Below are 19,900 nucleotides of genomic sequence, written 5' to 3' on the forward strand. Positions count from 1 at the left end.
GGCAAGCGGCGGTCTCGTATCTTGTCAGCCGCGCGTTACTTGATGCGCGGAAGCTGTTCCCACTGGTGGAACGGCGGCGGCGAAGGCAGCTGCCATTCCAGCGTCGTCGCACCCTCGCCCCACGGATTGGCGCCGGCAACGCGCTTCTTGGCGAATGCCTCGAAGACGCCGAACAGGAACACCAGCACGCCGAAGGCCGAGATGTAGGAACCGATCGAGGAGACGTGATTCCAGCCGGCGAAGGCGTCCGGATAGTCGATGTAGCGGCGCGGCATGCCGGCGAGGCCGAGGAAATGCTGCGGGAAGAACACCAGGTTCACGCCAACGAAGGTGATCCAGAAGTGGCTGTTGGCGATGAACGGCGAGTACATGTAGCCGGTCATCTTCGGGAACCAGTAGTACCAGGCGGCAAAGATCGCGAACACGGCACCCAGCGACAGCACGTAGTGGAAGTGAGCCACGACGTAATAGGTGTCGTGCATCGAACGGTCGAGGCCGGCATTGGCGAGCTGAACGCCGGTGACGCCACCGACGGTAAACAGGAAGATGAAGCCGATCGCCCAGATCATGGGCGTCTTCATCGAGATCGAGCCACCCCACATCGTTGCGATCCAGGAGAAGATCTTCACGCCTGTCGGAACCGCGATAACCATCGTTGCGAACACGAAGTAACGCTGCGTGTCGAGCGACAGGCCTGTCGTGTACATGTGGTGCGCCCAGACGATGAAGCCGACGGCGCCGATCGCGACCATGGCGTAGGCCATGCCGAGATAACCGAATACCGGCTTCTTCGAGAAGGTCGAGACGATGTGGCTGACGATGCCGAAGCCCGGCAGGATCAGGATGTACACTTCCGGGTGACCGAAGAACCAGAACAGATGCTGGAACAGGATCGGGTCGCCGCCGCCTTCCGGCGCGAAGAAGGTCGTGCCGAAGTTGCGGTCGGTCAGAAGCATGGTGATGCCGCCTGCCAGAACCGGCAGCGAAAGCAGCAGCAGGAAGGCGGTGATCAGCACCGACCAGGCAAACAGCGGCATCTTGTGCAGCGTCATGCCCGGAGCGCGCATGTTGAAAATGGTGGTGATGAAGTTGATCGCACCGAGGATCGACGACGCACCCGCGATATGCAGCGACAGGATCGCCAGATCCATTGCCGGGCCGGGCTGGCCGGAGGTCGAGAGCGGCGGATAGATCGTCCAGCCGCCGCCGACGCCGTGGGCACCGGGAGCGCTCGGCATGAAGGCCGAGAGAATGAGCAGGATGAACGCCGGCGGAAGCAGCCAGAACGAGATGTTGTTCATACGCGGGAACGCCATGTCCGGCGCGCCGATCATGATCGGCACCATCCAGTTGGCGAAGCCGCCGATCAGCGCCGGCATGACCATGAAGAAGATCATGACCAGGCCGTGAGCGGTGGTGAAGGCATTGTACATGCTCTTGCCCGCATCGATCGCGGCGTCACCTTCGACGCCGTAGACCATGGATGCAAGACCATGGAAAACCTGAATGCCCGGTTCGGCCAGCTCCCAGCGCATCATCACCGACAGGAAGCCGCCGACGATGCCCGCCATGATCGCGAAGATCAGGTAGAGCGTTCCGATATCCTTGTGGTTGGTCGAGAAAACCCAACGAACAAAACCCGAAGGTCTGTGATCATGATGATCGTGAGCTGCAGCGCCTGCCATATTCCGCTCCGTTCCCTAATGTCTGTCCAGCCGCGGCATCAATTGCCGGCGGCTGCCACCTTGCTGGTGCTGTCGATTTCGGCCATCAACGCCTTGTTGGCGCCATTCAGGTCGGTTTTGGCCGCAGCCAGCCACGTCGTATACTGCGCATCCGAGACGACCCGGATGGCGATCGGCATATAGGCGTGATCCTTGCCGCAAAGCTCGGAGCACTGGCCGTAGTAGAGGCCTTCCTTTTCCGCCTTGAACCAGATCTCGTTGATACGGCCCGGCACCGCGTCCGTCTTGACGCCGAAGGCCGGCATCGCGAAGGCGTGGATCACGTCGCTGGCGGTAACCAGAACGCGCACTGTCGTGCTGATCGGAACGACGACCTCGTTGTCGACGGCCAGCAGGCGCGGATAAGCGCCACGATCTTCCTTGCCGGCTGCTGCGCGGTCACCGTCGGCCAGAAGAGCCGAGTTGAACGAGAGCGGCTCGTCATTCTGGTATTCGTAGTCCCAGTTCCACTGGTTGGCGGTCGCCTTCAGCGTGATCTTGGCCTCTTCCGGCGGCGTATATTGCGACGTCAGGAGCTGGAAGGAGGGCACTGCGATGAAGAGCAGGATGACGACCGGTCCGACCGTCCAGATCACTTCGATCAGCGTGTTGTGGCTGGTGCGCGAAGGCGTCGGGTTCGCGCTGGCGCGGAACTTGATGATGCAATAGGCGAGCAGGAAGAGCACGAAGAGCGTGATCGGCACGATGAACCACAGCGTGTAGTGCTCGAACCAGGTGATCTGCTCCATCATGCCGGTGGCTGCCGGCTGAAATGCCGTCTGCCACGGCGTCGGCTGCGCCGCATAGGCTGCAGCGGTGGCGAAAAAGGCTGCCGCAGCTCCGGCACTTGCAAGGATTTTTCTCATCGCCCTCAATGTCTCCCAATTCCATGCGTCCGGGCCGCACGAATATGCTACCGCACCGGAAAGGGAATCCCGGTGGTCCTAGCGGTGGTTCAAACCATACTCTCTTTCCGACCGCAAGAAAGGAGCACGAGAACCCATGCGGCATTTTTGCGCGCAAGCCTCGGTTGGACAAAGTATTTTCGGATTTGGGGTGGAGGATCGCTATAGAGGATGAGAAATCCTTATTACGGCCACACCACTTCAAACATGTCGGCCCAGTCGCAATTCGGGCGAATTTCGCTTGGAAAAACGGGCAAACTGCCGCTATTGGCTGGTTCGGTCACTGTCTTGCCCTATAATTTCTGTCGTCACGGTATGGTTTTCCGTGATTCGCAATGGAGCCATCATGAAATCTCGGCTTTCGAGAACCTTGGCGAAGGTCGTCCTTTTCGCCGCTCTGTCCGGAACGGTCGTCCCGGCGGGCGCGCAGCAACAGCCTGCGCCGACGCCAAGGCCCGCCACGCCGGCACCGCAGGCCGCGCCTGCGCCGGCCAATCCGGCTCCACAGGCACCGCAGCCGCAGAGCGGTTCGGTTCGCTCGACGCATGGCGCCTGGTCGATCATCTGCGACACGCCGGCTGGTGCTACCGCCGAGCAGTGCGTGATGATGCAGAACGTTATCGCCGAGGACCGGCCGGAGATGGGCCTGTCGGTGGTTGTGCTGCGCACGGCCGACAACAAGGCTGAAATCCTCCGCGTCCTGGCGCCGCTCGGCGTTCTCCTGCCCAACGGCCTTGGCCTCAATGTCGACGGCAAGGATATCGGCCGCGCCTATTTCGTGCGCTGCTTCGGCGACGGCTGCTATGCCGAGGTCATCCTCGAAAAGCCGCTGCTCGACACCTTGAAGACCGGCACGTCGGCAACCTTCATCGTCTTCCAGACGCCTGAGGAAGGCATCGGCATTCCTGTCGACCTCAAGGGTTTCGCCGAAGGCTTTGCCGCCCTGCCCCAGTAAGATAGGCGCGAGCGCATTGCCGAAACGGGCCGGCGCGCCTACATCGTGGGTCGATTGATTTCTCGAAAACAAGGCGGACCCGCCATGAACAGCCTTCTCGGCCAATTCGACATTTCCGAAGACCAGATCCGCCGGATCGTCAGCGACACGATCAACGGCAGCGACGACGGCGAGCTCTATCTCGAATACAGCGAGAGCGAATCGCTGATGTTCGACAATGGCCGGCTGAAGACCGCCAATTTCAACACCGACCAGGGTTTCGGGCTGCGCGCCATCGCCGGCGAGGCGAGCGGCTATGCCCATTCGAGCGAGCTTTCCGAAGCAGCGCTCCTGCGCGCCTCCGATGCGGTCTCGGCGGTGAAGGGCGGCTATTCCGGCACGCTCGCGGCAGCGCCAGCGCGCACCAACCGCCATCTCTACACCGACGAGAACCCTATCCCGTCGCCTTCTTTTGAAGCCAAGTCCAAGCTGCTTCAGGAAATTGACGCCTGGTTGCGCGCCAAGGACCCGCGCGTGCGCCAGGTGACGGCATCGCTCGCCTCGTCATGGCAGCATGTCGAGATCCTGCGCGCTGACGGCCAGATCGTTCGCGACGTGCGCCCGCTGGTGCGCATGAACGTTTCCGTTGTCGTCGGCGAAGGCGACCGCCAGGAATCAGGTTCCTATGGCATGGGCGGACGCAAGGGCTTTGGCGAATTCCTCATCGAGGACAGCTGGCAGCATGCCGCCGACGAGGCGCTGCGCCAGGCGCTGGTCAATCTCCAGGCCATTCCGGCACCCGCCGGCACGTTCGACATCGTGCTTTCCAGCGGCTGGCCGGGCGTCATGCTGCATGAGGCTGTCGGTCACGGGCTGGAAGGCGATTTCAACCGCAAGAAGACCTCGGCCTTCGCCGGCCTGCTTGGCCAGCAGGTCGCGGCCAAGGGTGTCACGGTCGTGGACGACGGCACCATCGCGGAGCGGCGCGGCTCGCTGACCGTCGACGACGAAGGCACACCGACCAACCGCAATGTACTGATCGAGGATGGCAAGCTGGTCGGCTACATGCAGGATCGGCAGAATGCGCGCCTGATGGGCATGAACGCCACCGGCAACGGCCGCCGCGAATCCTACGCGCACCAGCCGATGCCACGCATGACCAACACCTATATGACCGCCGGCGACATGGCGCCTGAGGAGATCATCGCCTCGGTGAAGAACGGCGTCTACGCCGTCTCCTTCGGCGGCGGCCAGGTTGACATCACAAGCGGCAAATTCGTGTTCGGCTGCACCGAGGCCTACATGATCGAGAACGGCAAGGTCACCCAGCCGATCAAGGGCGCGATGCTGATCGGCAACGGCCCGGACGCCATGCACCGCGTGACCATGGTCGGCAACGACATGAAACTCGACACCGGCATCGGCATGTGCGGCAAGGCCGGCCAGGGCGTTCCCGTCGGCGTCGGCCAGCCGCATCTCCGGATGAACCAGATGACGCTCGGCGGCACGCGGGTCTAACCCTTGGCCTTCGAGCGTATCGTCGTCCTCACCGGTGCTGGCATTTCCGCCGAATCCGGCGTCGACACTTTTCGCGACAAGAATGGCATCTGGTCCAGGGTCGATTACCGCGACGTCGCGACGCCGGAAGGCTTTGCACGCAATCCCGGCCGTGTTCATGATTTCTACAACGAGCGCCGTCGCCGCATGCTCGGCATCAAGCCGAATGCTGCGCATGAGGCGCTTGCCCGGCTGGAACCCGCCTTCAATGGCTCTTTCCTGCTCGTGACTCAGAACATCGACGACCTGCACGAAAGCGCCGGATCGAAAAAGCTCGTCCACATGCATGGCGAGCTCAATTCGGCGCTTTGCGAGGCATGCGGCATGCGCCGGCCATGGTCGGGCGACATGTCCATCGATACGCAATGCCCCTGGTGCAAGGCAAGGGGGCGGATGCGCGTCGATGTCGTCTGGTTCGGCGAGATGCCCTACCACATGGAGCAGATCGAAAAGGCGCTCGATGCCTGCGACCTGTTCGTTTCGATCGGCACCAGCGGCAATGTCTATCCTGCCGCCGGCTTCGTCGAGCAGGCCAGGGCTGCCGGGGCGCATACGGTCGAGCTCAACCTTGAGCGCTCCGAAGGCTATTCGAACTTCGATGAAGCGGAATACGGTCCCGCGACGAAGATCGTGCCCGCCTTCGTCGATCGGCTTCTTATCTGACCATGATCCGTTCCGAAAACCGGCATCCACTTTTCGGGATCATGGTCTGGGCGGATAAGACTCACCGCCGCTTCTTCGGCTTCTCCAGCAGCGCGACCGCCTCGACATGCGCCGACCACAGGAACTGGTCGACCGGTGTCACGCTTTTCAGCCTGTAGCCGCCGTCGATCAGTATGCGCAAATCGCGCGCCAGCGTTGTCGGGTTGCAAGAAACGGCGGCGACCAATGGCACCTCCGATTTCGCGATCTGCTTGCACTGGTCTTCGGCGCCGGCGCGCGGCGGGTCGAACACCAAACCATCGAAAGCTGCGAGTTCCTTGTAAGTGACCGGCCGGCGGAACAGGTCGCGCTTTTCCACCGTCACGCGCTTAAGGCCGGAGGCGAATCGAAAGCCGCGATCGAGCGCTGCAAGAGCTGCCGCATCGCCTTCCACGGCGTGGATTTCGGAGTTTGCCGCAAGGCGCAGGGCAAATGCGCCGGCGCCGGCAAACAGGTCGAGCACCTTCTTCGACTTCTTCAGATGTTCGCCGACCAGCCCGGCCATGACCTCTTCAGCCGATGCGACAGCCTGGAGGAAGCCGCCCGAAGGCGGCGCGACCGACACATTGCCGAATGTCACGACCGGCTTCTTCGGTTCGACGATGATCTCGCCATCAGCCGCCACCCGCGCCAGCCCTTCGCGAATCGCAAAGGCGGAAACCAACATGCGGGCCTTGTCCTCGAGCTTGCCGCCGTCCTGAGCCGCTACATCCAGCCCCGAAGCAGAATGCGTGACGGTCATGTGGAATGGCTGGGCGGTCTTGCAGAGGAGTGCCGCCAGTTGCCGCAGCATCGGCAGCGCGCGCTCGATCTCCGGCTCGATGATCGGGCATTCCTCGATGTCGATGATCTGGTGCGATAGCGCCCGATTGTAGCCGAGCAGCATGCCGCTTTCCGTGCGGCGCACCGAGAAAATGGCGCGGCGACGCGAATGCGACGCGCAGGGAACCGTGGCTGCAACATCCGTCTCGATGCCGCGGCTCTTCAGCGCCTGCACCACCTTGTCGCGTTTCCAGTCGAGATAGGCCTGCGCCTCCAGATGCTGCAAAGCGCAACCGCCGCAATCGGTGAAATGGCGGCATACCGGGTGGATGCGGAGTGGCGATTCTTCCAGCACCGCAATCAGCATAGCCCGATCCTTTTCGCGCGCGGCCGTCACCGTCTCGCCTGCCAGCGCGAAGGGAATGAACACCGGGCCGCTCGGCGTGTCCGCCACGCCGTCGCCCTGCGCACCGAGGCGTGCGATCTGAAACTGAGTGCTCATGCCTTTACCCCGGCCAACAGAAATTCGCGGTTGCCGTCACTGCCTTCGATGGGCGATGGGCAAATCCCGATCGCTCGCCAACCCGGCACCGCGTCGAGCCATTCTTTCAGCGCTTCGGCGATCAGCGGTGCGTCGGCCGGGTTCTTGAGCAACCCGCCCTTGCCGATCGCCTCGCGTCCGGCCTCGAACTGCGGCTTGACCAGAAAGATGCCGTGCGCCCCGGATTGCGCCAGATCAAGCGCCGGCGGCAGAGCGAGTTTCAGCGAGATGAAGCTGACGTCGGAGACGATCAGGTCGGGCGCATGCCCGTTGAGATCGCCTGCGGAAAGCTCCCGCGCATTCAGCCCCTCGATGCATCGCACGCGCGGGTCGGCTTTCAGGCTTTCATGCATCTGGCCATGGCCAACGTCGATCGCGACGACATGCGCCGCACCCCGCTCCAGCAGAACCTGCGTGAAACCGCCGGTCGACGCGCCGATATCGAGCGCCGTACACCCCGAAGGGTCGATGGAAAAATGGTCGAGCCCGGCAATCAGCTTGAGGGCGGCGCGCGAGACATAGGCCTGTGCCGGGTCGTCCACGGCGATCACAGCCTCGGGCGAAACGCCCTGCCCGGCCTTGGCTGCAACGGTGCCGTCAACCGTCACCGTGCCGCGCTCGATGGCATCGCGCGCCCGCGAGCGGCTGGCAAACAGGCCGCGCGCGACGAGCAATTCGTCGAGCCTCTGGCGTGTTTCGATTTTGGAATTGGCGTTCATCCGCCTTCATTGGCGAATGCATGCAGGGAACGCAAGCTTCAGAAGACGATGATCCGGGAAACCGTGCGCTCGGTGATCGGCAGCAAGCCTTCGTCAAAGCGCCGGATCAGCTCCGCCCGCGCGCTTTCCAGAAAGGTCGGCGTGTAGGAATAGGAGTCGTGGAGGACCACGAATTCCGGCTTGCGCTCATAGGAAAAGCCGCCGCGAATGTCGCCGATCTTGCGCGCGACGATTTCCATGACGGCCTGCTCGAGTTTCACATCGTAGCGCATCTGCGCATTTGCCGGTGCGCTCAGCACGGCCAGACACGCCGCACTCCCCAAAAGCATTTTCATCGTGCTCTCCCTGCCCGGAGAGTTTTCTAGCGGCAACGCGCTAAAAATGGCCCAAGAGACAAGGTAAGCAAATACTCAAGGTTGAAAGTAAATGGATTCTCAACCTCGCCGTCCGCCCTGTTTTCGGGCCACCCATTCCGGGCGCAGCAGCGACATGACAAGTTCGTCGCGATGCTCGCCGCCGAAATAGGCACTGCCGCGCGCGACACCTTCGGCACTGAACCCGCAGGCTTCATAGGCCCTGCGGGCACGAAGATTCTCTGGAAAAACACCCAGCCAAAGGCGATAGACGCTCGTCTGTTCGAAAACCAAATCGGCCAAGGCGGCAAGCAAGGCTCTGCCGATGCCTTTTCCAGGCTGCCGCACCGCAACGCGCTTTATCATTGCCGCGCCTTCAGGCGAGGCCCAGTCCCGCACGATGGCGAAGCCCAGGCGTTTGTCCGACGCGTGCGCGACAAAATATGCGTGCCGACCGTCGTTCAACGCCGCGGCGTGGCGCGCTTCATCCCAACGTCCGACAAGCCGGTCATACTCTTCGAGCCGCTCGGTCTCCATGATGAAGGGAATGTCTGCTTCCGTTGCCCGCACGAGTTGGAATGGCGCGGCTGCCTGCATCGAACGACGGCCGATCAGGCCGTGGCCGAGCGCACCGACTGCCCGAGCGCTGCAAACACCGTGCGCACGATGCCGGTCGAATCGAGCCCGGCGTCGACATACATCTTTTCCGGCTTGGCGTGGTCGGTGAATTCGTCCGGCAGCACCAGCGGCCGCACCTTCAGGCCCGTGTCAAGCAGGCCTTCCTTGGCCAGGAAATGCAGCACATGGCTGGCGAAACCGCCGATGGAGCCTTCCTCCACCGTCAGCAGCACCTCATGCGACCGGGCAAGCCGGCGCACCAGATCCTCATCCAGCGGCTTGGCAAAGCGCGCGTCGGCAACCGTGGTGGAAAGTCCGGCGGCGTCGAGCTCCTCGGCGGCAAGCAGGCAATCCTGCAGGCGCGTGCCGAAGGACAGAAGTGCCACCTTGGTGCCTTCCTTGACGATGCGGCCCTTGCCGATTTCGAGAATCGAGCCACGCTCGGGCATGTCGACGCCGACGCCGTTGCCGCGCGGATAGCGGAAGGCGATCGGGCCTTCGTCGAAGCTTGCGGCAGTGCGCACCATGTGGCGCAGTTCCGCCTCGTCGGCAGCAGCCATCACCACGAAGCCGGGCAGCGAGGCGAGATAGGTCGTGTCGAAGGCGCCGCAATGGGTCGGCCCGTCGGCGCCGACGAAGCCTGCGCGGTCGATCGGGAAGCGCACCGGCAATTTCTGGATCGCCACGTCATGCACGACCTGGTCGTAGGCGCGCTGCAGGAAGGTCGAATAGATCGCCGCGAAAGGCCTCAACCCTTCCGTCGCAAGACCGGCAGCGAAAGTCACCGCATGCTGCTCGGCGATACCGACATCGAAAGTGCGGCTCGGGAATACTTCTCCGAAGAGATCGAGCCCGGTACCTGAAGGCATCGCGGCGGTGATGGCGACGATGCGGTCGTCTTCGCGCGCTTCCTGGATCAGACTTTCGGCAAAAACCTTGGTGTAGCTCGGCGCATTGGCCGGGGCCTTGGCCTGCGCGCCGGTGATGACGTCGAACTTGTTGACGCCGTGATATTTGTCGGCGGCGGCTTCGGCAGGCGCGTAGCCCTTGCCCTTCTGCGTCACGACATGGATCAGGATCGGGCCGGTGCCATTGTCGCGAACATTCTTCAGCACCGGAACGAGGTGTTCCAGATTGTGCCCGTCGATCGGGCCGATGTGGTAAAAACCCATCTCCTCGAACAGCGTGCCGCCGGTGACGTAGCCGCGCGCATGTTCCACCGCGCGGGTGATGGCGCGGTCGGCGCGCGCGCCGAGATAGGAGGTCAGCTTCTTGCCGAGGTCACGGATGCCGGCATAGGTTTTGCCCGACGCCAGACGCGCCAGATAGGCGCTCATCGCGCCCGAAGGCGGGGCGATCGACATGTCGTTGTCGTTGAGAATGACGATCAGCCGCGCATTCAGCGCGCCGGCATTGTTCATCGCCTCATAGGCCATGCCCGCCGACATCGCGCCGTCGCCGATGACCGCGATGACGTTGTTGGTGCCGCCATTGAGGTCGCGCGCCACCGCCATGCCGAGGCCGGCCGAAATGGAGGTCGAGGAATGTGCGGCGCCAAACGGGTCGTATTCGCTCTCGGTGCGCTTGGTGAAGCCGGACAGCCCGTCTTCCATGCGCAGCGTGCGGATGCGGTCGCGGCGGCCGGTGAGAATCTTGTGCGGATAGGCCTGGTGGCCAACATCCCAGATAATGCGATCGTCCGGCGTGTCGAAGACGTAATGCAGCGCCACCGTCAGCTCGACCACGCCGAGGCCCGCGCCAAGATGCCCGCCGGTATGCGAAACGGCGTCGATCAATTCGGCGCGCAACTCCGAAGCGAGCTGTGGCAGGTCGCTTTCGGGCAGCAGCTTGAGGTCCGCGGGAATGCGGACCTTGTCCAGCAGCGGCGTTTTGGGTGGCAAAGTCACGAGGTCGAAGCCTGTCTGTAATCCATTTAGTCTACAGATTGGAGATAGAGCGTCGGCTCCGGAAAGTAAATGTGCGGTGATGACGCGTATCCCAGCGTCATAAGCATCAACTTTCAGGCAAAGGTATGAATTCCTGGTCGTCGCCTGGCACGATGTCGAAGCGGCCGGTCTTCCATTCCTGCTTGGCCTGCTCGATTCGTTCCTTGGAGGACGAGACGAAATTCCACCAGATATGGCGTGGCGAACCGAGCGAAGCACCGCCGAACAGCATGAAATGCGCGCCGTTTTCCGCCGAAACGACGATCTCGTCGCCCGGCTTCAGCACCAGCAGACGGTTTTCGGGGAAACGGTCGCCGGAAATCACAATGCTGCCATCGAGCACATAGATGGCGCGTTCCTCGGCGTCGGCTGGAATGCTGTAGCTGGCGCCGGGGGCGAGGCGGATATCGGCGTAGAGCGTGTCGTGATAGGTCGTCACCGGCGCGCGCATGCCTTCAAGCTCGCCGATCACGACGCGACCGGTCACGCCCTCGGCACTGAATTCGGGCAGCGTTGCGCTTGCGGTGTTCTCGAACACCGGCGCGATTTCCTCCTTGTGGTCGGGCAGCGCGATCCAGGTCTGCAGGCCGGAAACCGACATCGGCGCCCCGCGCATTTCCTCGGGCGTGCGCTCGGAGTGGACGATGCCGCGCCCGGCGGTCATCAGGTTCACGTCACCGGGCGAGATCACCATCTCCGTGCCGAGCGAATCGCGGTGCCTTATCTTGCCATCGAACAGATAGGTGACGGTCGAAAGACCGATATGCGGATGCGGGCGCACGTCGAGCGCCTTGCCGGCGCGCAGGATGGCCGGACCCATGCGGTCGAAGAAGATGAACGGCCCGACCAGCCTGCGCTTGGCCGTCGGCAGTGCGCGCCGCACCTCGAAACCGCCGATGTCCTTGGCGTTGGGAATGACCATCAGCTCGATGGCATCGCAGGAGAAGGCGTCACCCGGTTCGGGATCGCGTGCGGGAAAAAAGCTCATGGGACACTCCGGTCTGCGGTTGCGTTCAACCTTATGCAGAGAGGCTACGCCCCAAGCGCGACAATCGAAAGTCCCATACCGGAGACGGCATGTTCAATCGCTGAGCCTAGAACAGGCGCACGACAAGCGTCATGCGTTTGCAAAACGCAGCGCCGAACGGGCCTTCGCCTTGGCGGCTTCTTCCTCGCGGTTGCGCGGATGCTGGTGCGTTTCCATCGAATGCAGCAGTTCGTGCGCCGCCTCCCCTATCTTATCGACGGCGCGGTTGAAGGCTTCCTCGTTCTTCTTGGAAGGTTTCGTCGTACCGCTCAGCTTGCGGACGAACTGAAGTGCTGCGTCGCGGATCTCGTCATGCGTCGCCGGTGGCTCGAAATTGAACAACGTCTTGATATTGCGGCACATCGTCAGCTCCCGGATTTTCCATCGACCCTTTGTCTGCTTCATAACTGGGCGCGAGGTGCCGCGACGTCAAGTCATTCACCGTCGAGCGGCTCCGTGCCCACGGGCTTGCCGTCGCGCGACAGGCGGATTTTCTCGACCTTGTCCTCGGCGGCCTTGAGCAGCCGGTCGCAATGGGTCTTCAGCGCTTCGCCGCGCTCATAGATCTTGATCGACTGGTCGAGCGGCACGTCGCCGCGCTCCAGATCGTCGACGATCTTTTCCAGCGCCTCCAGCGCCTGCTCGAAGCTCATCGCCTTGATTTCTTCACTCGGCTCGGTAGCCATTCCTTATCCTTTCATCAGGCGCTTCACATGCGCCGCGACCGAGAACGACAGGCCCTCGAGGTCGTATCCGCCTTCCAGCAGGCTGACGAGCCGGTTGCTCGCATGGCGCGTGGCGCGGTCCATGAGTTCGCCGGTCGCCCAGTCGAAATCGTCTTCGGTCAGGTTGATCTCGGCCAGCGGGTCGCGGTGATGCGCATCGAAACCGGCCGAAATGATGATCAGGTCCGGCGCGAAATCGTCGATCGCCGAAAACACGCGCGAACGCATCGCCTCGCGAAAAATGTCGCTGCCGGTCTGCGGGGCCAGCGGCGCGTTGACGATGTTGCCGGCGCCGGTCTCGTTCTTCGCGCCGGTGCCGGGGTAAAGCGGCATCTGGTGCGTCGAGCAGTAGAGCACGGACGGGTCGTCCCAGAAGATGTCCTGCGTGCCGTTGCCGTGATGCACGTCCCAGTCGACGATGGCGACGCGCTCGGCGCCGTGCTTCTTCTGTGCATAGCGCGCGGCGATCGCGGCATTGTTGAACAGGCAGAAGCCCATCGCCGTGGTCTTTTCGGCATGGTGCCCCGGCGGGCGGCTGGCGACGAAGACATTGTCGGCCTTGCCGGAAAACACGTCGTCCACAGCCGCGTTCGCCGCACCTATCGCCGTCAGCGCCGCGATCCAGCTTTTGGGGCTGGCGGAGGTGTCGGCGTCGATGGAACGGATACCCTCTTGCGGGATAGCCGCGCGCACCTTTTCGACATGGCTTTCCGGGTGAGCGTAAAGAATCGTCGCCTCGTCGCCCTCCGGTGCCTCGACTCGGTCGAGTGCGGCAAAGGCCTCGTCTTCCAGCACGCGCGCGATTGCACGCAGGCGGTCCGGGCGCTCCGGGTGGCCGGGCGGCGTCAGATGCTCGAGATAGATCGGATGTGAATAGAGACGCGTCGTCATGCAAACATCCTATCAGGAAAGACCGTGCCGCCGCCATGCGTCGGCCCCCGAAGCCTGGGGAAAATCCTCTTTGCGAAGTCATAGGTCGGCATCGGGGGATGTTTTTGCAAGCGTTGCGCGTTAAGTCTTCGGCACTGTCAGGTGCCCGCCGCAAGGTGGGAGAATCGGGAACACGGTGAAAATCCGTGGCGTGCCCAACGCTGTAAGGGGAACCGCATCGGCAAATGCCACTGTTCGCGAGAACGGGAAGGCGCCGCAAGCGGGATGAACCCAAGCCAGAAGACCGGCCCGGTAGAGATAGTCATCCGCGTGGACAGGCGGAGCGACATTTTTCGATCGCAAGGGGAAATGCGATGAATGTTGTCCGCAACCACGTCTGCCGTGAAAATGCTTTCGAAGACGCCGAGCGCGATGCCGTCTACCGCGCCATCTTCACCCGCCGCGACGTGCGCAGCCATTTTCGTCCAGACCCGATAGACGATACGGTGCTGGCCCGGCTGCTTCTCGCCGCCCATCACGCGCCTTCCGTCGGCTTCATGCAGCCCTGGAACTTTATCGTCGTCCGCGACATGCAGCGCCGGCAGGCCGTGCGCGATCTTTTCCTCGCCGCCCGCGAGCAGGAACTGCCTAATATCGCCGAGGAGCGGCAGGCGCTCTACCGCAAGCTGAAACTGGAAGGCATCTGCGAAAGCGCGCTGAACCTCTGCATCACCTGCGACCGCTCTCGCTCGAAGGGTTCGCCGCTCGGCCGCTGGCACAATCCCGAGATGGACGTCTACAGCACCGTTTGCGCCGTGCAGAATTTCTGGCTGGCGGCGCGCACTGAGGGCATCGGCGTCGGGTGGGTCAGCATCCTCGACGCGGACGCTTTGAAGCGCGTGCTGAACATTCCCGGCCACGTCGTTCCGATCGCCTATCTCTGCGTCAGCCATGTCTCGGAATTCGCGCCGCGACCCGACCTCGAACGAAACGGCTGGGGCGCCCGCCTGCCGCTCTCCAGCCTGATCATGAGCGAGACCTTTGGCGGCGAAGGCGAAGACGCACTGAAGGAGGTCGCTGACGAAGCGAACCGTTCGTGACCCCTCTCAGCCCTTCTCGACCAGCAGCCCGTTAAGCAAGGTCTTGAAGGCCGAGACGGCTTTGCGTGAGGTTTCCTCGGGATCATCGGAATTCGCGATCCTCTGCGATGCTTGGCTGCTCGCGCCATTGATCAGCCGCGCAGCTGTGCCCGCATCGAGATCGGGAACGACAATCCCCTCCTCCTGCAACCGGGTCAGGTTTTCCGTCATCGAGGCTTCGCAGGCGCTGGCGTTCGGCCATTGCGACGGATCGCCCAGCACGGCAGGGGCGTCGCGGAACAGGATGCGCTGGATTTCCGGGTCGAGCGCCAGTTCGATGTAGCTCGTGCATTCGTCGACGAAATGCTGCCAGCGCGTCGGCGCCTTTTCCGCGATTTCGCGCACCCGCACCGCCATCTCGCCGTCGATCTCGGCAATGACGGCCTGAAGCAACCCCTTCTTGTCGCCGAAGTGATGATAAAGCGCGCCGCGCGTCAGGCCGGCTGCGGCGGTGAAATCGTCCATCGATGCTTCCGCATAGCCGACAGTGCCGAAGGCATGACGCGCAGCCTCCACCAGCTTGGCGCGCGTTTCGGCGATCATCTCCTTGCGTGGTTTATGCGCCATCAAATCTCCTTCGCATACGATGCGTATATTATTTGACATACGCGACGTATGCAACTATCTAGATTGCATACGCCACGTATGTAAGTGGTGCCCCTCTGGAAATCCAGGAGCGTTCGATGTCCAACCCCTATAGCGAGATATTCAAGGCGCCGGGAGCCAAAGGCTTCGCTGCCGCCGGTTTTATTGCGCGGCTGCCAATCGCCATGGCGCCGATCGGCATCGTCGCCATGCTGTCGCAGACCCATGGCGAATACTGGCTGGCGGGTGCCGTCTCTGCAACCTATGCGCTGACCAATGCGGTCTTCGCCCCTCAGATCTCGCGGCTGGTCGATCGCCTCGGCCAGACAAGGGTACTCGTGCCGACAACGATCATCTCGGTGATCGCCTTCGCCGCACTCCTGATCGCCACCAACCAGAACTGGCCGATCTGGACATTGTTCGTATCGGCGTTTGTGGCCGCGGCAATGCCCAGCATGCCGGCAATGGTGCGTGCGCGCTGGTCCGAGATTTTCCACGACCGTCCTGAACTCAACACCGCCTTCGCCTTCGAATCGGCTGCGGACGAACTCGTCTATATCGCCGGCGCGTCGCTGTCGGTGGGCCTCAGCGTGGCCCTGTTCCCGGAAGCGGGCATGCTGGCGAGCACGCTGTTCCTCGCATTCGGATCGGTGGCCTTCATCCTGCAACATTCGACGGAACCCGGAATCAGGCCGCTGGACCATGGTGGCGGCGGCTCGGCGATCCGGCAGCGGCCGGTTCAGATCATCACCTTTGCCCTGATCTTCATCGGCGCGATCTTCGCGACCGCTGAAGTCAGCGCGGTGGCGATCACCAAGGAACTCGGCCAGCCGAGCGCTGCAAGCCTTGTCATCGGCGTCTATGCCGTCGGCTCCTTCGTGGTCGGCCTGATCATCGGCGCGCTGAACCTGAAAATGCCGTTGCAACGCCAGCTGGCCATCGCGGTCGCCATCATTGCGCTGACGACACTGCCGCTGCTGGTCGTGAATACCGTGCCGTTGCTGGCGCTGGCCATCTTCGTCAGCGGCGTGGCTATCTCGCCCACCTTCATCACCGCTTTCGGCCTGATCGAGCGCCGCGTACCGGCAGCAATGCTGACCGAAGGGGTCACCTGGGTGATGACCGGCATCGGCATCGGCATGGCGCTCGGCTCATTCGCAACCGGATGGGTGGTGGATAATTACGGCGCCCACAACGGCTTCTGGGTGTCGGTGGCAGCCGGCACGATTGCGCTGCTGACCGTGCTTCTGGGCCAGAGGTCGCTCGGCGGCGAGAGACGCATGGTTTCGCCATTGCCGCAGCCGGCAGAATAAGCCGGCTGCAAAGAAGAAGGGCTCCGGTCGGTCGACCGGAGCCCTTCGTTTTTTCAGGTTTTCCGTTTTACAGGATTTCGGTCTTGGCGATCTTGATGCCGAAACCTTCCAGCCCGATGTAGTGGCGCTCGCGCGAGGCGATCAGGTTGATCGAGGAAATGCCGAGATCCTTCAGTATCTGCGCGCCAAGGCCGATCTGGCGCCACTCATCCTCGCGCCGCCGCGCTTCCTCATGGTCCTCACGGTCGTGCGTGGGCCGATTGCGCCCCTGATCGGCAACGCCGACCGAGCCTTCGCGCAGATAGACGATGACGCCGCGCTCGCGCTCACCAAGCGCCTTCACGATCTGGTCGAGACGGCATCCCGTGCCGAAGACATCGGCAACGACATCCTCGGTTTGAAGCCGTACGGGCACTTCGACGCCGTCGCGGATATCGCCGAAGACGATGGCAAGATGGTGCATGACGTCCCATGGCAGCGTGTAGGTATAGGCCTTGGCCTTGCCGCCGGGCGTGTCGATATCGAAAGTATCGACGCGCTGGATCAGCGTTTCCTGGCGCTGGCGATAGGCGATCAGGTCTGCGACCGAAACCTGCTTCAACCCGTTCTTTTCGGCAAAGGCCGCCACCTGCGGCCCGCGCATCACCGTGCCGTCGTCATTGACGAGTTCGGAAATGACCCCGACCGGCGGCAGGCCGGCAAGCTTGCACAGATCGACCGCGGCTTCGGTGTGGCCCGAGCGCATGAGCACGCCGCCTTCGCGCGCGATCAGCGGGAAGATGTGGCCCGGGCGCACGAAATCATTCGCGCCGACATTGCCGTTGGCAAGGTTGCGCACTGTCAGCGTGCGGTCGTCAGCGGAAATACCAGTCGTCGTGCCGTGCTTGAAGTCGACGCTCACGGTGAAGGCGGTTGTGTGGGCCGAATCATTGTCGGCGACCATCGGCGCCAGGTTGAGACGCCGTGCATCCTCGCGCGTCATCGGCGTGCAGACGATGCCGGAGGTATGGCGCACAATGAAGGCCATCTTCTCGGCCGTGCAGTGCACGGCCGCGACGATCAGGTCGCCCTCGTTCTCGCGCCCGTCATCGTCCATGACAACGACGATCTCGCCACGCTCGAAGGCCCGCAGCGCCTCGACGACTTGTTTCTGGTCATAGGACATTTTGTTGCTCAGCGAATAGAGAATAGGGAGTAGTGAATAGGGGAATGGGAAGAACTGCGCCAAGCAGCGTAAAGGGTAATTTTTCTACTCACCACTCACTACTCCCCTATTCTACTCTTCCCGTTTGCCCGCGATGGCGCAGATAATGATCGGCGATGGCACAGGCAACCATGGCCTCGCCGATCGGCACGGCGCGGATGCCGACGCAGGGATCGTGACGGCCCTTGGTACGCACCTCGACATCGTTGCCGTCGACATCGATCGACTGGCGTGGCGTCAGGATCGATGAGGTCGGCTTGACCGCGAAGCGCGCGACGATCGCCTGCCCGGTGGAGATGCCGCCGAGAATGCCACCGGCATTGTTAGACAGGAACACCGGCTTGCCGTCATTGCCTATGCGCATTTCGTCGGCGTTGTCCTCGCCGGTGATGCGCGCCGCCCAGAAGCCGTTGCCGATCTCGACACCCTTGACCGCGTTGATTGACATCAGGTTCGAGCAGATATCCTGATCGAGCTTGGCGTAGATCGGCGCGCCCAGCCCTGCCGGCACGCCATCGGCCACGATCTCGATGACCGCACCGACCGAAGAGCCGGCCTTGCGGATGCCGTCGAGATAGTCGGCGAAAACCTGAACCGAGCCGGGATCGGGCGTGAAGAAGGGGTTTTCCGGGTCGTCGATGAAGTTCCAGTTCCAGCGGCTGCGATCGATCTCCTTGACGCCCATTGAGATCAGCGCGCCGCGCACGGTCATGCCCGGCACGACCTTGCGGGCGAGCGCGCCGGCAGCAACCCGCGCCGCCGTCTCGCGCGCCGAGGAGCGGCCGCCGCCGCGATGGTCGCGTATGCCGTATTTGACGTCATAGGTGTAGTCGGCGTGGCCGGGACGGTACTGCCGGGCGATCTCGCCATAATCCTTGGAGCGCTGGTCGACATTCTCGATCATCATCGACACCGGCGTGCCGGTGGTGATCATCGTCTCGCCATCCTCGTCCATGACGAAGCCGGAGAGGATCTTCACCTCGTCCGGCTCGCGGCGCTGCGTGACGAAGCGCGACTGGCCCGGCCGGCGCTTGTCGAGTTCGCTCTGGATCTCGGCCTGCGTGAAGCGGATGCCCGGAGGGCAGCCGTCGACGACACAGCCCAGGGCCGTGCCGTGGCTTTCGCCCCAGGTGGTGACGCGGAACAGATGTCCGAAAGTGTTGTGCGACATAAGAAACAGCCCTGCCCGGCCGCTAGCCGGTTTCGTGCTGCGTTCTATTGGCGTTTTCGGCGGTGGTCAAACCGTCATCCGAAAGGATTAAGTTTTGACACATTCACGATGTTAGTAGTCCCTTCATTTGGCCATCTATGGTCAGCTGCCGCCTGCCGGCGCGCAAGGAATTTTGAGAGGAAACCCATGCGTACCCTGATCGGCGCCGTTGCCGCTGTTTTGATGATTTCGAGTGCCGCCTATGCCGCCGAGGCCGAAGGCCACATCAAGAAGATCAACCGCGATGCTTTGACCATCACCCTCGAAGACGGCAAATCCTACAAGCTGCCTGATGAATTCGACGTGGCTGCGCTGAAGGAGGGCATGGACATCGTGCTCGCCTATGACGAGGTCGGCGGCGTCAACCAGATCACCGACATGCAGTTGCCGGAATAGCGTTCGCTCGTTTCTCAGAGACTGTTTGATAACTCGCCCTGCTGTGAGATGGCCGGCAGGGTAGAGCCAGCAACGGTCTCTTACTGCCATTCCAGATAATCGTCCTGCAGCCGCAGCACCATGTCCTGCGGCACTTCCAGTGCAGCGGCCTGACGCCCCGGCATGTTTTCGACCAGCCGGAAGATGGTGCGGATGACGCCGCCATGCGTCACGCAGACCGTCGGCCTTCTCAGCGCCTCGAACCATGGCTGCACGCGCTCAAGCAGCATCTGGTAGCTTTCGCCGGCATCCCCCGGCGGAACGAATTCCCATTTGTTGGTCTTGCGCGCCCGCGTGCAACCCGGCTCGCGCTCTTCCAGCTCGGCAAAGGTGGACCCCTGCCAGTCGCCGAAATGCACCTCCATCAGGCGCGCGTCTGTGCTGTAACCGGTCGGGTCGAGCCCCATGACGGTACGAACCCGCTCCATCGTCTCGCGGGTGCGCCGCATCGGGCTGGCGACGAAATCGAAGCGGAGCGGGTTTTCGATCAGTTCCGCCAGCCGAGCACCGTTGCGGTCAGCCTGGGTGCGCCCGATATCGGTGATATCGGTGTCGGCCTGTCCTTGCAGGCGGCCTTCGGCGTTCCATTCGGTCAGGCCGTGGCGCACGAAATAGACAAGCGGGGGCATGG

Annotated in this window: 21 protein-coding genes and 1 riboswitch; of the genes, 6 read left to right on the plus strand and 15 right to left on the minus strand. The window is 62.7% G+C overall.

Translation table 11 applies throughout. The annotated features are described in order from the left end of the window. Positions 1-35 precede the first annotated feature (35 nt). Entirely contained in the window at positions 36-1,685 is a 1,650-nt protein-coding gene (gene ctaD, locus DZG07_RS18210; RefSeq protein WP_091913788.1) for a cytochrome c oxidase subunit I, read from the minus strand. Positions 1,686-1,723: 38 nt separating this feature from the next. Then, positions 1,724-2,590, minus strand: coding sequence for a cytochrome c oxidase subunit II (gene coxB / locus DZG07_RS18215; RefSeq protein WP_091913787.1), 867 nt, complete (start codon positions 2,588-2,590; stop codon positions 1,724-1,726). A 385-nt stretch (positions 2,591-2,975) separates the two neighbouring features. Here coxB and DZG07_RS18220 point away from each other — a divergent pair, with 385 nt between their 5' ends. From DZG07_RS18220 to DZG07_RS18230, 3 genes are all read left to right on the plus strand, one after another. Next, entirely contained in the window at positions 2,976-3,584 is a 609-nt protein-coding gene (locus DZG07_RS18220; RefSeq protein WP_091913786.1) for an invasion associated locus B family protein, read from the plus strand. Positions 3,585-3,668: 84 nt separating this feature from the next. Next, positions 3,669-5,081 (plus strand): metalloprotease TldD, encoded by a 1,413-nt coding sequence (gene tldD / locus DZG07_RS18225; RefSeq protein ID WP_119819338.1) that lies wholly within the window; start codon positions 3,669-3,671, stop codon positions 5,079-5,081. A gap of 3 nt (positions 5,082-5,084) precedes the next feature. Continuing rightward, complete coding sequence (locus DZG07_RS18230) at positions 5,085-5,783, plus strand: NAD-dependent deacylase (protein ID WP_119819341.1); 699 nt, start codon at positions 5,085-5,087, stop codon at positions 5,781-5,783. A 61-nt stretch (positions 5,784-5,844) separates the two neighbouring features. On the opposite strand, the gene DZG07_RS18235 is transcribed toward DZG07_RS18230, so the two are convergent. From DZG07_RS18235 to DZG07_RS18275, 9 genes are all read right to left on the minus strand, one after another. Further along, positions 5,845-7,086 carry a class I SAM-dependent RNA methyltransferase gene (locus tag DZG07_RS18235; protein ID WP_091913783.1) on the minus strand — a complete coding sequence of 414 codons (1,242 nt, stop codon included), beginning with the start codon at positions 7,084-7,086 and terminating at the stop codon, positions 5,845-5,847. Continuing rightward, positions 7,083-7,844 (minus strand): TlyA family RNA methyltransferase, encoded by a 762-nt coding sequence (locus tag DZG07_RS18240; protein ID WP_119819344.1) that lies wholly within the window; start codon positions 7,842-7,844, stop codon positions 7,083-7,085. Before DZG07_RS18240 ends, DZG07_RS18235 begins: the two co-directional genes overlap by 4 nt. A gap of 38 nt (positions 7,845-7,882) precedes the next feature. Continuing rightward, positions 7,883-8,179 (minus strand): hypothetical protein, encoded by a 297-nt coding sequence (locus DZG07_RS18245; RefSeq protein WP_119920281.1) that lies wholly within the window; start codon positions 8,177-8,179, stop codon positions 7,883-7,885. 99 nt (positions 8,180-8,278) lie between these two features. After that, complete coding sequence (locus tag DZG07_RS18250) at positions 8,279-8,794, minus strand: GNAT family N-acetyltransferase (RefSeq protein WP_119819350.1); 516 nt, start codon at positions 8,792-8,794, stop codon at positions 8,279-8,281. 14 nt (positions 8,795-8,808) lie between these two features. Continuing rightward, positions 8,809-10,722 (minus strand): 1-deoxy-D-xylulose-5-phosphate synthase, encoded by a 1,914-nt coding sequence (dxs, locus tag DZG07_RS18255; protein WP_091913779.1) that lies wholly within the window; start codon positions 10,720-10,722, stop codon positions 8,809-8,811. A gap of 106 nt (positions 10,723-10,828) precedes the next feature. Next, positions 10,829-11,749 (minus strand): pirin family protein, encoded by a 921-nt coding sequence (locus DZG07_RS18260; protein ID WP_119819353.1) that lies wholly within the window; start codon positions 11,747-11,749, stop codon positions 10,829-10,831. A gap of 129 nt (positions 11,750-11,878) precedes the next feature. Further along, positions 11,879-12,151, minus strand: coding sequence for a DUF2277 domain-containing protein (locus DZG07_RS18265; RefSeq protein WP_119819356.1), 273 nt, complete (start codon positions 12,149-12,151; stop codon positions 11,879-11,881). 71 nt (positions 12,152-12,222) lie between these two features. After that, positions 12,223-12,474, minus strand: a complete 252-nt coding sequence (locus DZG07_RS18270; protein ID WP_091913776.1) for an exodeoxyribonuclease VII small subunit — start codon at positions 12,472-12,474, stop codon at positions 12,223-12,225. Between the two features lie 3 nt (positions 12,475-12,477). Further along, on the minus strand, positions 12,478-13,404 hold the full coding sequence (locus tag DZG07_RS18275; protein ID WP_091913775.1) for a histone deacetylase family protein: 927 nt from the start codon (positions 13,402-13,404) through the stop codon (positions 12,478-12,480). A 122-nt stretch (positions 13,405-13,526) separates the two neighbouring features. Further along, positions 13,527-13,711, plus strand: a riboswitch (cobalamin riboswitch). Between the two features lie 46 nt (positions 13,712-13,757). Here DZG07_RS18275 and bluB point away from each other — a divergent pair. Next, positions 13,758-14,483 carry a 5,6-dimethylbenzimidazole synthase gene (bluB, locus tag DZG07_RS18280; protein ID WP_119819359.1) on the plus strand — a complete coding sequence of 242 codons (726 nt, stop codon included), beginning with the start codon at positions 13,758-13,760 and terminating at the stop codon, positions 14,481-14,483. A gap of 6 nt (positions 14,484-14,489) precedes the next feature. Here bluB and DZG07_RS18285 read toward each other — a convergent pair whose 3' ends face one another. Then, positions 14,490-15,089, minus strand: a complete 600-nt coding sequence (locus DZG07_RS18285) for a TetR/AcrR family transcriptional regulator (RefSeq protein ID WP_119819362.1) — start codon at positions 15,087-15,089, stop codon at positions 14,490-14,492. A 116-nt stretch (positions 15,090-15,205) separates the two neighbouring features. Here DZG07_RS18285 and DZG07_RS18290 point away from each other — a divergent pair, with 116 nt between their 5' ends. After that, positions 15,206-16,420 carry an MFS transporter gene (locus tag DZG07_RS18290; RefSeq protein WP_119819365.1) on the plus strand — a complete coding sequence of 405 codons (1,215 nt, stop codon included), beginning with the start codon at positions 15,206-15,208 and terminating at the stop codon, positions 16,418-16,420. Between the two features lie 67 nt (positions 16,421-16,487). Here DZG07_RS18290 and ribB read toward each other — a convergent pair whose 3' ends face one another. Continuing rightward, on the minus strand, positions 16,488-17,585 hold the full coding sequence (ribB, locus tag DZG07_RS18295; protein WP_119819368.1) for a 3,4-dihydroxy-2-butanone-4-phosphate synthase: 1,098 nt from the start codon (positions 17,583-17,585) through the stop codon (positions 16,488-16,490). 106 nt (positions 17,586-17,691) lie between these two features. Beyond that, a complete protein-coding gene (gene aroC, locus DZG07_RS18300; RefSeq protein WP_119819371.1) occupies positions 17,692-18,795 on the minus strand; it encodes a chorismate synthase in 1,104 nt (367 codons plus the stop codon). Between the two features lie 186 nt (positions 18,796-18,981). Here aroC and DZG07_RS18305 point away from each other — a divergent pair, with 186 nt between their 5' ends. Continuing rightward, complete coding sequence (locus tag DZG07_RS18305; protein WP_091913769.1) at positions 18,982-19,230, plus strand: DUF1344 domain-containing protein; 249 nt, start codon at positions 18,982-18,984, stop codon at positions 19,228-19,230. 80 nt (positions 19,231-19,310) lie between these two features. Here DZG07_RS18305 and DZG07_RS18310 read toward each other — a convergent pair whose 3' ends face one another. Continuing rightward, the gene (locus DZG07_RS18310; protein ID WP_119819374.1) at positions 19,311-19,898 is read right to left on the minus strand and encodes a histidine phosphatase family protein; all 588 of its coding nucleotides are present in this window, start codon (positions 19,896-19,898) and stop codon (positions 19,311-19,313) included. Positions 19,899-19,900 lie beyond the last annotated feature (2 nt).

It is taken from the genome of Mesorhizobium sp. DCY119, assembly GCF_003590645.1.
In the GTDB taxonomy this organism is placed as follows: Bacteria; Pseudomonadota; Alphaproteobacteria; order Rhizobiales; family Rhizobiaceae; genus Mesorhizobium_M.

Excerpts from the sequence above, each read along its gene's own strand:
- ctaD (WP_091913788.1), bottom strand. The coding sequence starts at position 1,685 with ATGGCAGGCGCTGCAGCTCACGATCATCATGATCACAGACCTTCGGGT.
- coxB (WP_091913787.1), bottom strand. The coding sequence starts at position 2,590 with ATGAGAAAAATCCTTGCAAGTGCCGGAGCTGCGGCAGCCTTTTTCGCC.
- DZG07_RS18220 (WP_091913786.1), top strand. The coding sequence starts at position 2,976 with ATGAAATCTCGGCTTTCGAGAACCTTGGCGAAGGTCGTCCTTTTCGCC.
- tldD (WP_119819338.1), top strand. The coding sequence starts at position 3,669 with ATGAACAGCCTTCTCGGCCAATTCGACATTTCCGAAGACCAGATCCGC.
- DZG07_RS18235 (WP_091913783.1), bottom strand. The coding sequence starts at position 7,086 with ATGAGCACTCAGTTTCAGATCGCACGCCTCGGTGCGCAGGGCGACGGC.
- DZG07_RS18240 (WP_119819344.1), bottom strand. The coding sequence starts at position 7,844 with ATGAACGCCAATTCCAAAATCGAAACACGCCAGAGGCTCGACGAATTG.
- DZG07_RS18245 (WP_119920281.1), bottom strand. The coding sequence starts at position 8,179 with ATGAAAATGCTTTTGGGGAGTGCGGCGTGTCTGGCCGTGCTGAGCGCA.
- DZG07_RS18250 (WP_119819350.1), bottom strand. The coding sequence starts at position 8,794 with ATGCAGGCAGCCGCGCCATTCCAACTCGTGCGGGCAACGGAAGCAGAC.
- DZG07_RS18260 (WP_119819353.1), bottom strand. The coding sequence starts at position 11,749 with ATGAGCTTTTTTCCCGCACGCGATCCCGAACCGGGTGACGCCTTCTCC.
- DZG07_RS18265 (WP_119819356.1), bottom strand. The coding sequence starts at position 12,151 with ATGTGCCGCAATATCAAGACGTTGTTCAATTTCGAGCCACCGGCGACG.
- DZG07_RS18270 (WP_091913776.1), bottom strand. The coding sequence starts at position 12,474 with ATGGCTACCGAGCCGAGTGAAGAAATCAAGGCGATGAGCTTCGAGCAG.
- DZG07_RS18275 (WP_091913775.1), bottom strand. The coding sequence starts at position 13,404 with ATGACGACGCGTCTCTATTCACATCCGATCTATCTCGAGCATCTGACG.
- bluB (WP_119819359.1), top strand. The coding sequence starts at position 13,758 with ATGAATGTTGTCCGCAACCACGTCTGCCGTGAAAATGCTTTCGAAGAC.
- DZG07_RS18285 (WP_119819362.1), bottom strand. The coding sequence starts at position 15,089 with ATGGCGCATAAACCACGCAAGGAGATGATCGCCGAAACGCGCGCCAAG.
- DZG07_RS18290 (WP_119819365.1), top strand. The coding sequence starts at position 15,206 with ATGTCCAACCCCTATAGCGAGATATTCAAGGCGCCGGGAGCCAAAGGC.
- ribB (WP_119819368.1), bottom strand. The coding sequence starts at position 17,585 with ATGTCCTATGACCAGAAACAAGTCGTCGAGGCGCTGCGGGCCTTCGAG.
- aroC (WP_119819371.1), bottom strand. The coding sequence starts at position 18,795 with ATGTCGCACAACACTTTCGGACATCTGTTCCGCGTCACCACCTGGGGC.
- DZG07_RS18305 (WP_091913769.1), top strand. The coding sequence starts at position 18,982 with ATGCGTACCCTGATCGGCGCCGTTGCCGCTGTTTTGATGATTTCGAGT.
- DZG07_RS18310 (WP_119819374.1), bottom strand. The coding sequence starts at position 19,898 with ATGCCCCCGCTTGTCTATTTCGTGCGCCACGGCCTGACCGAATGGAAC.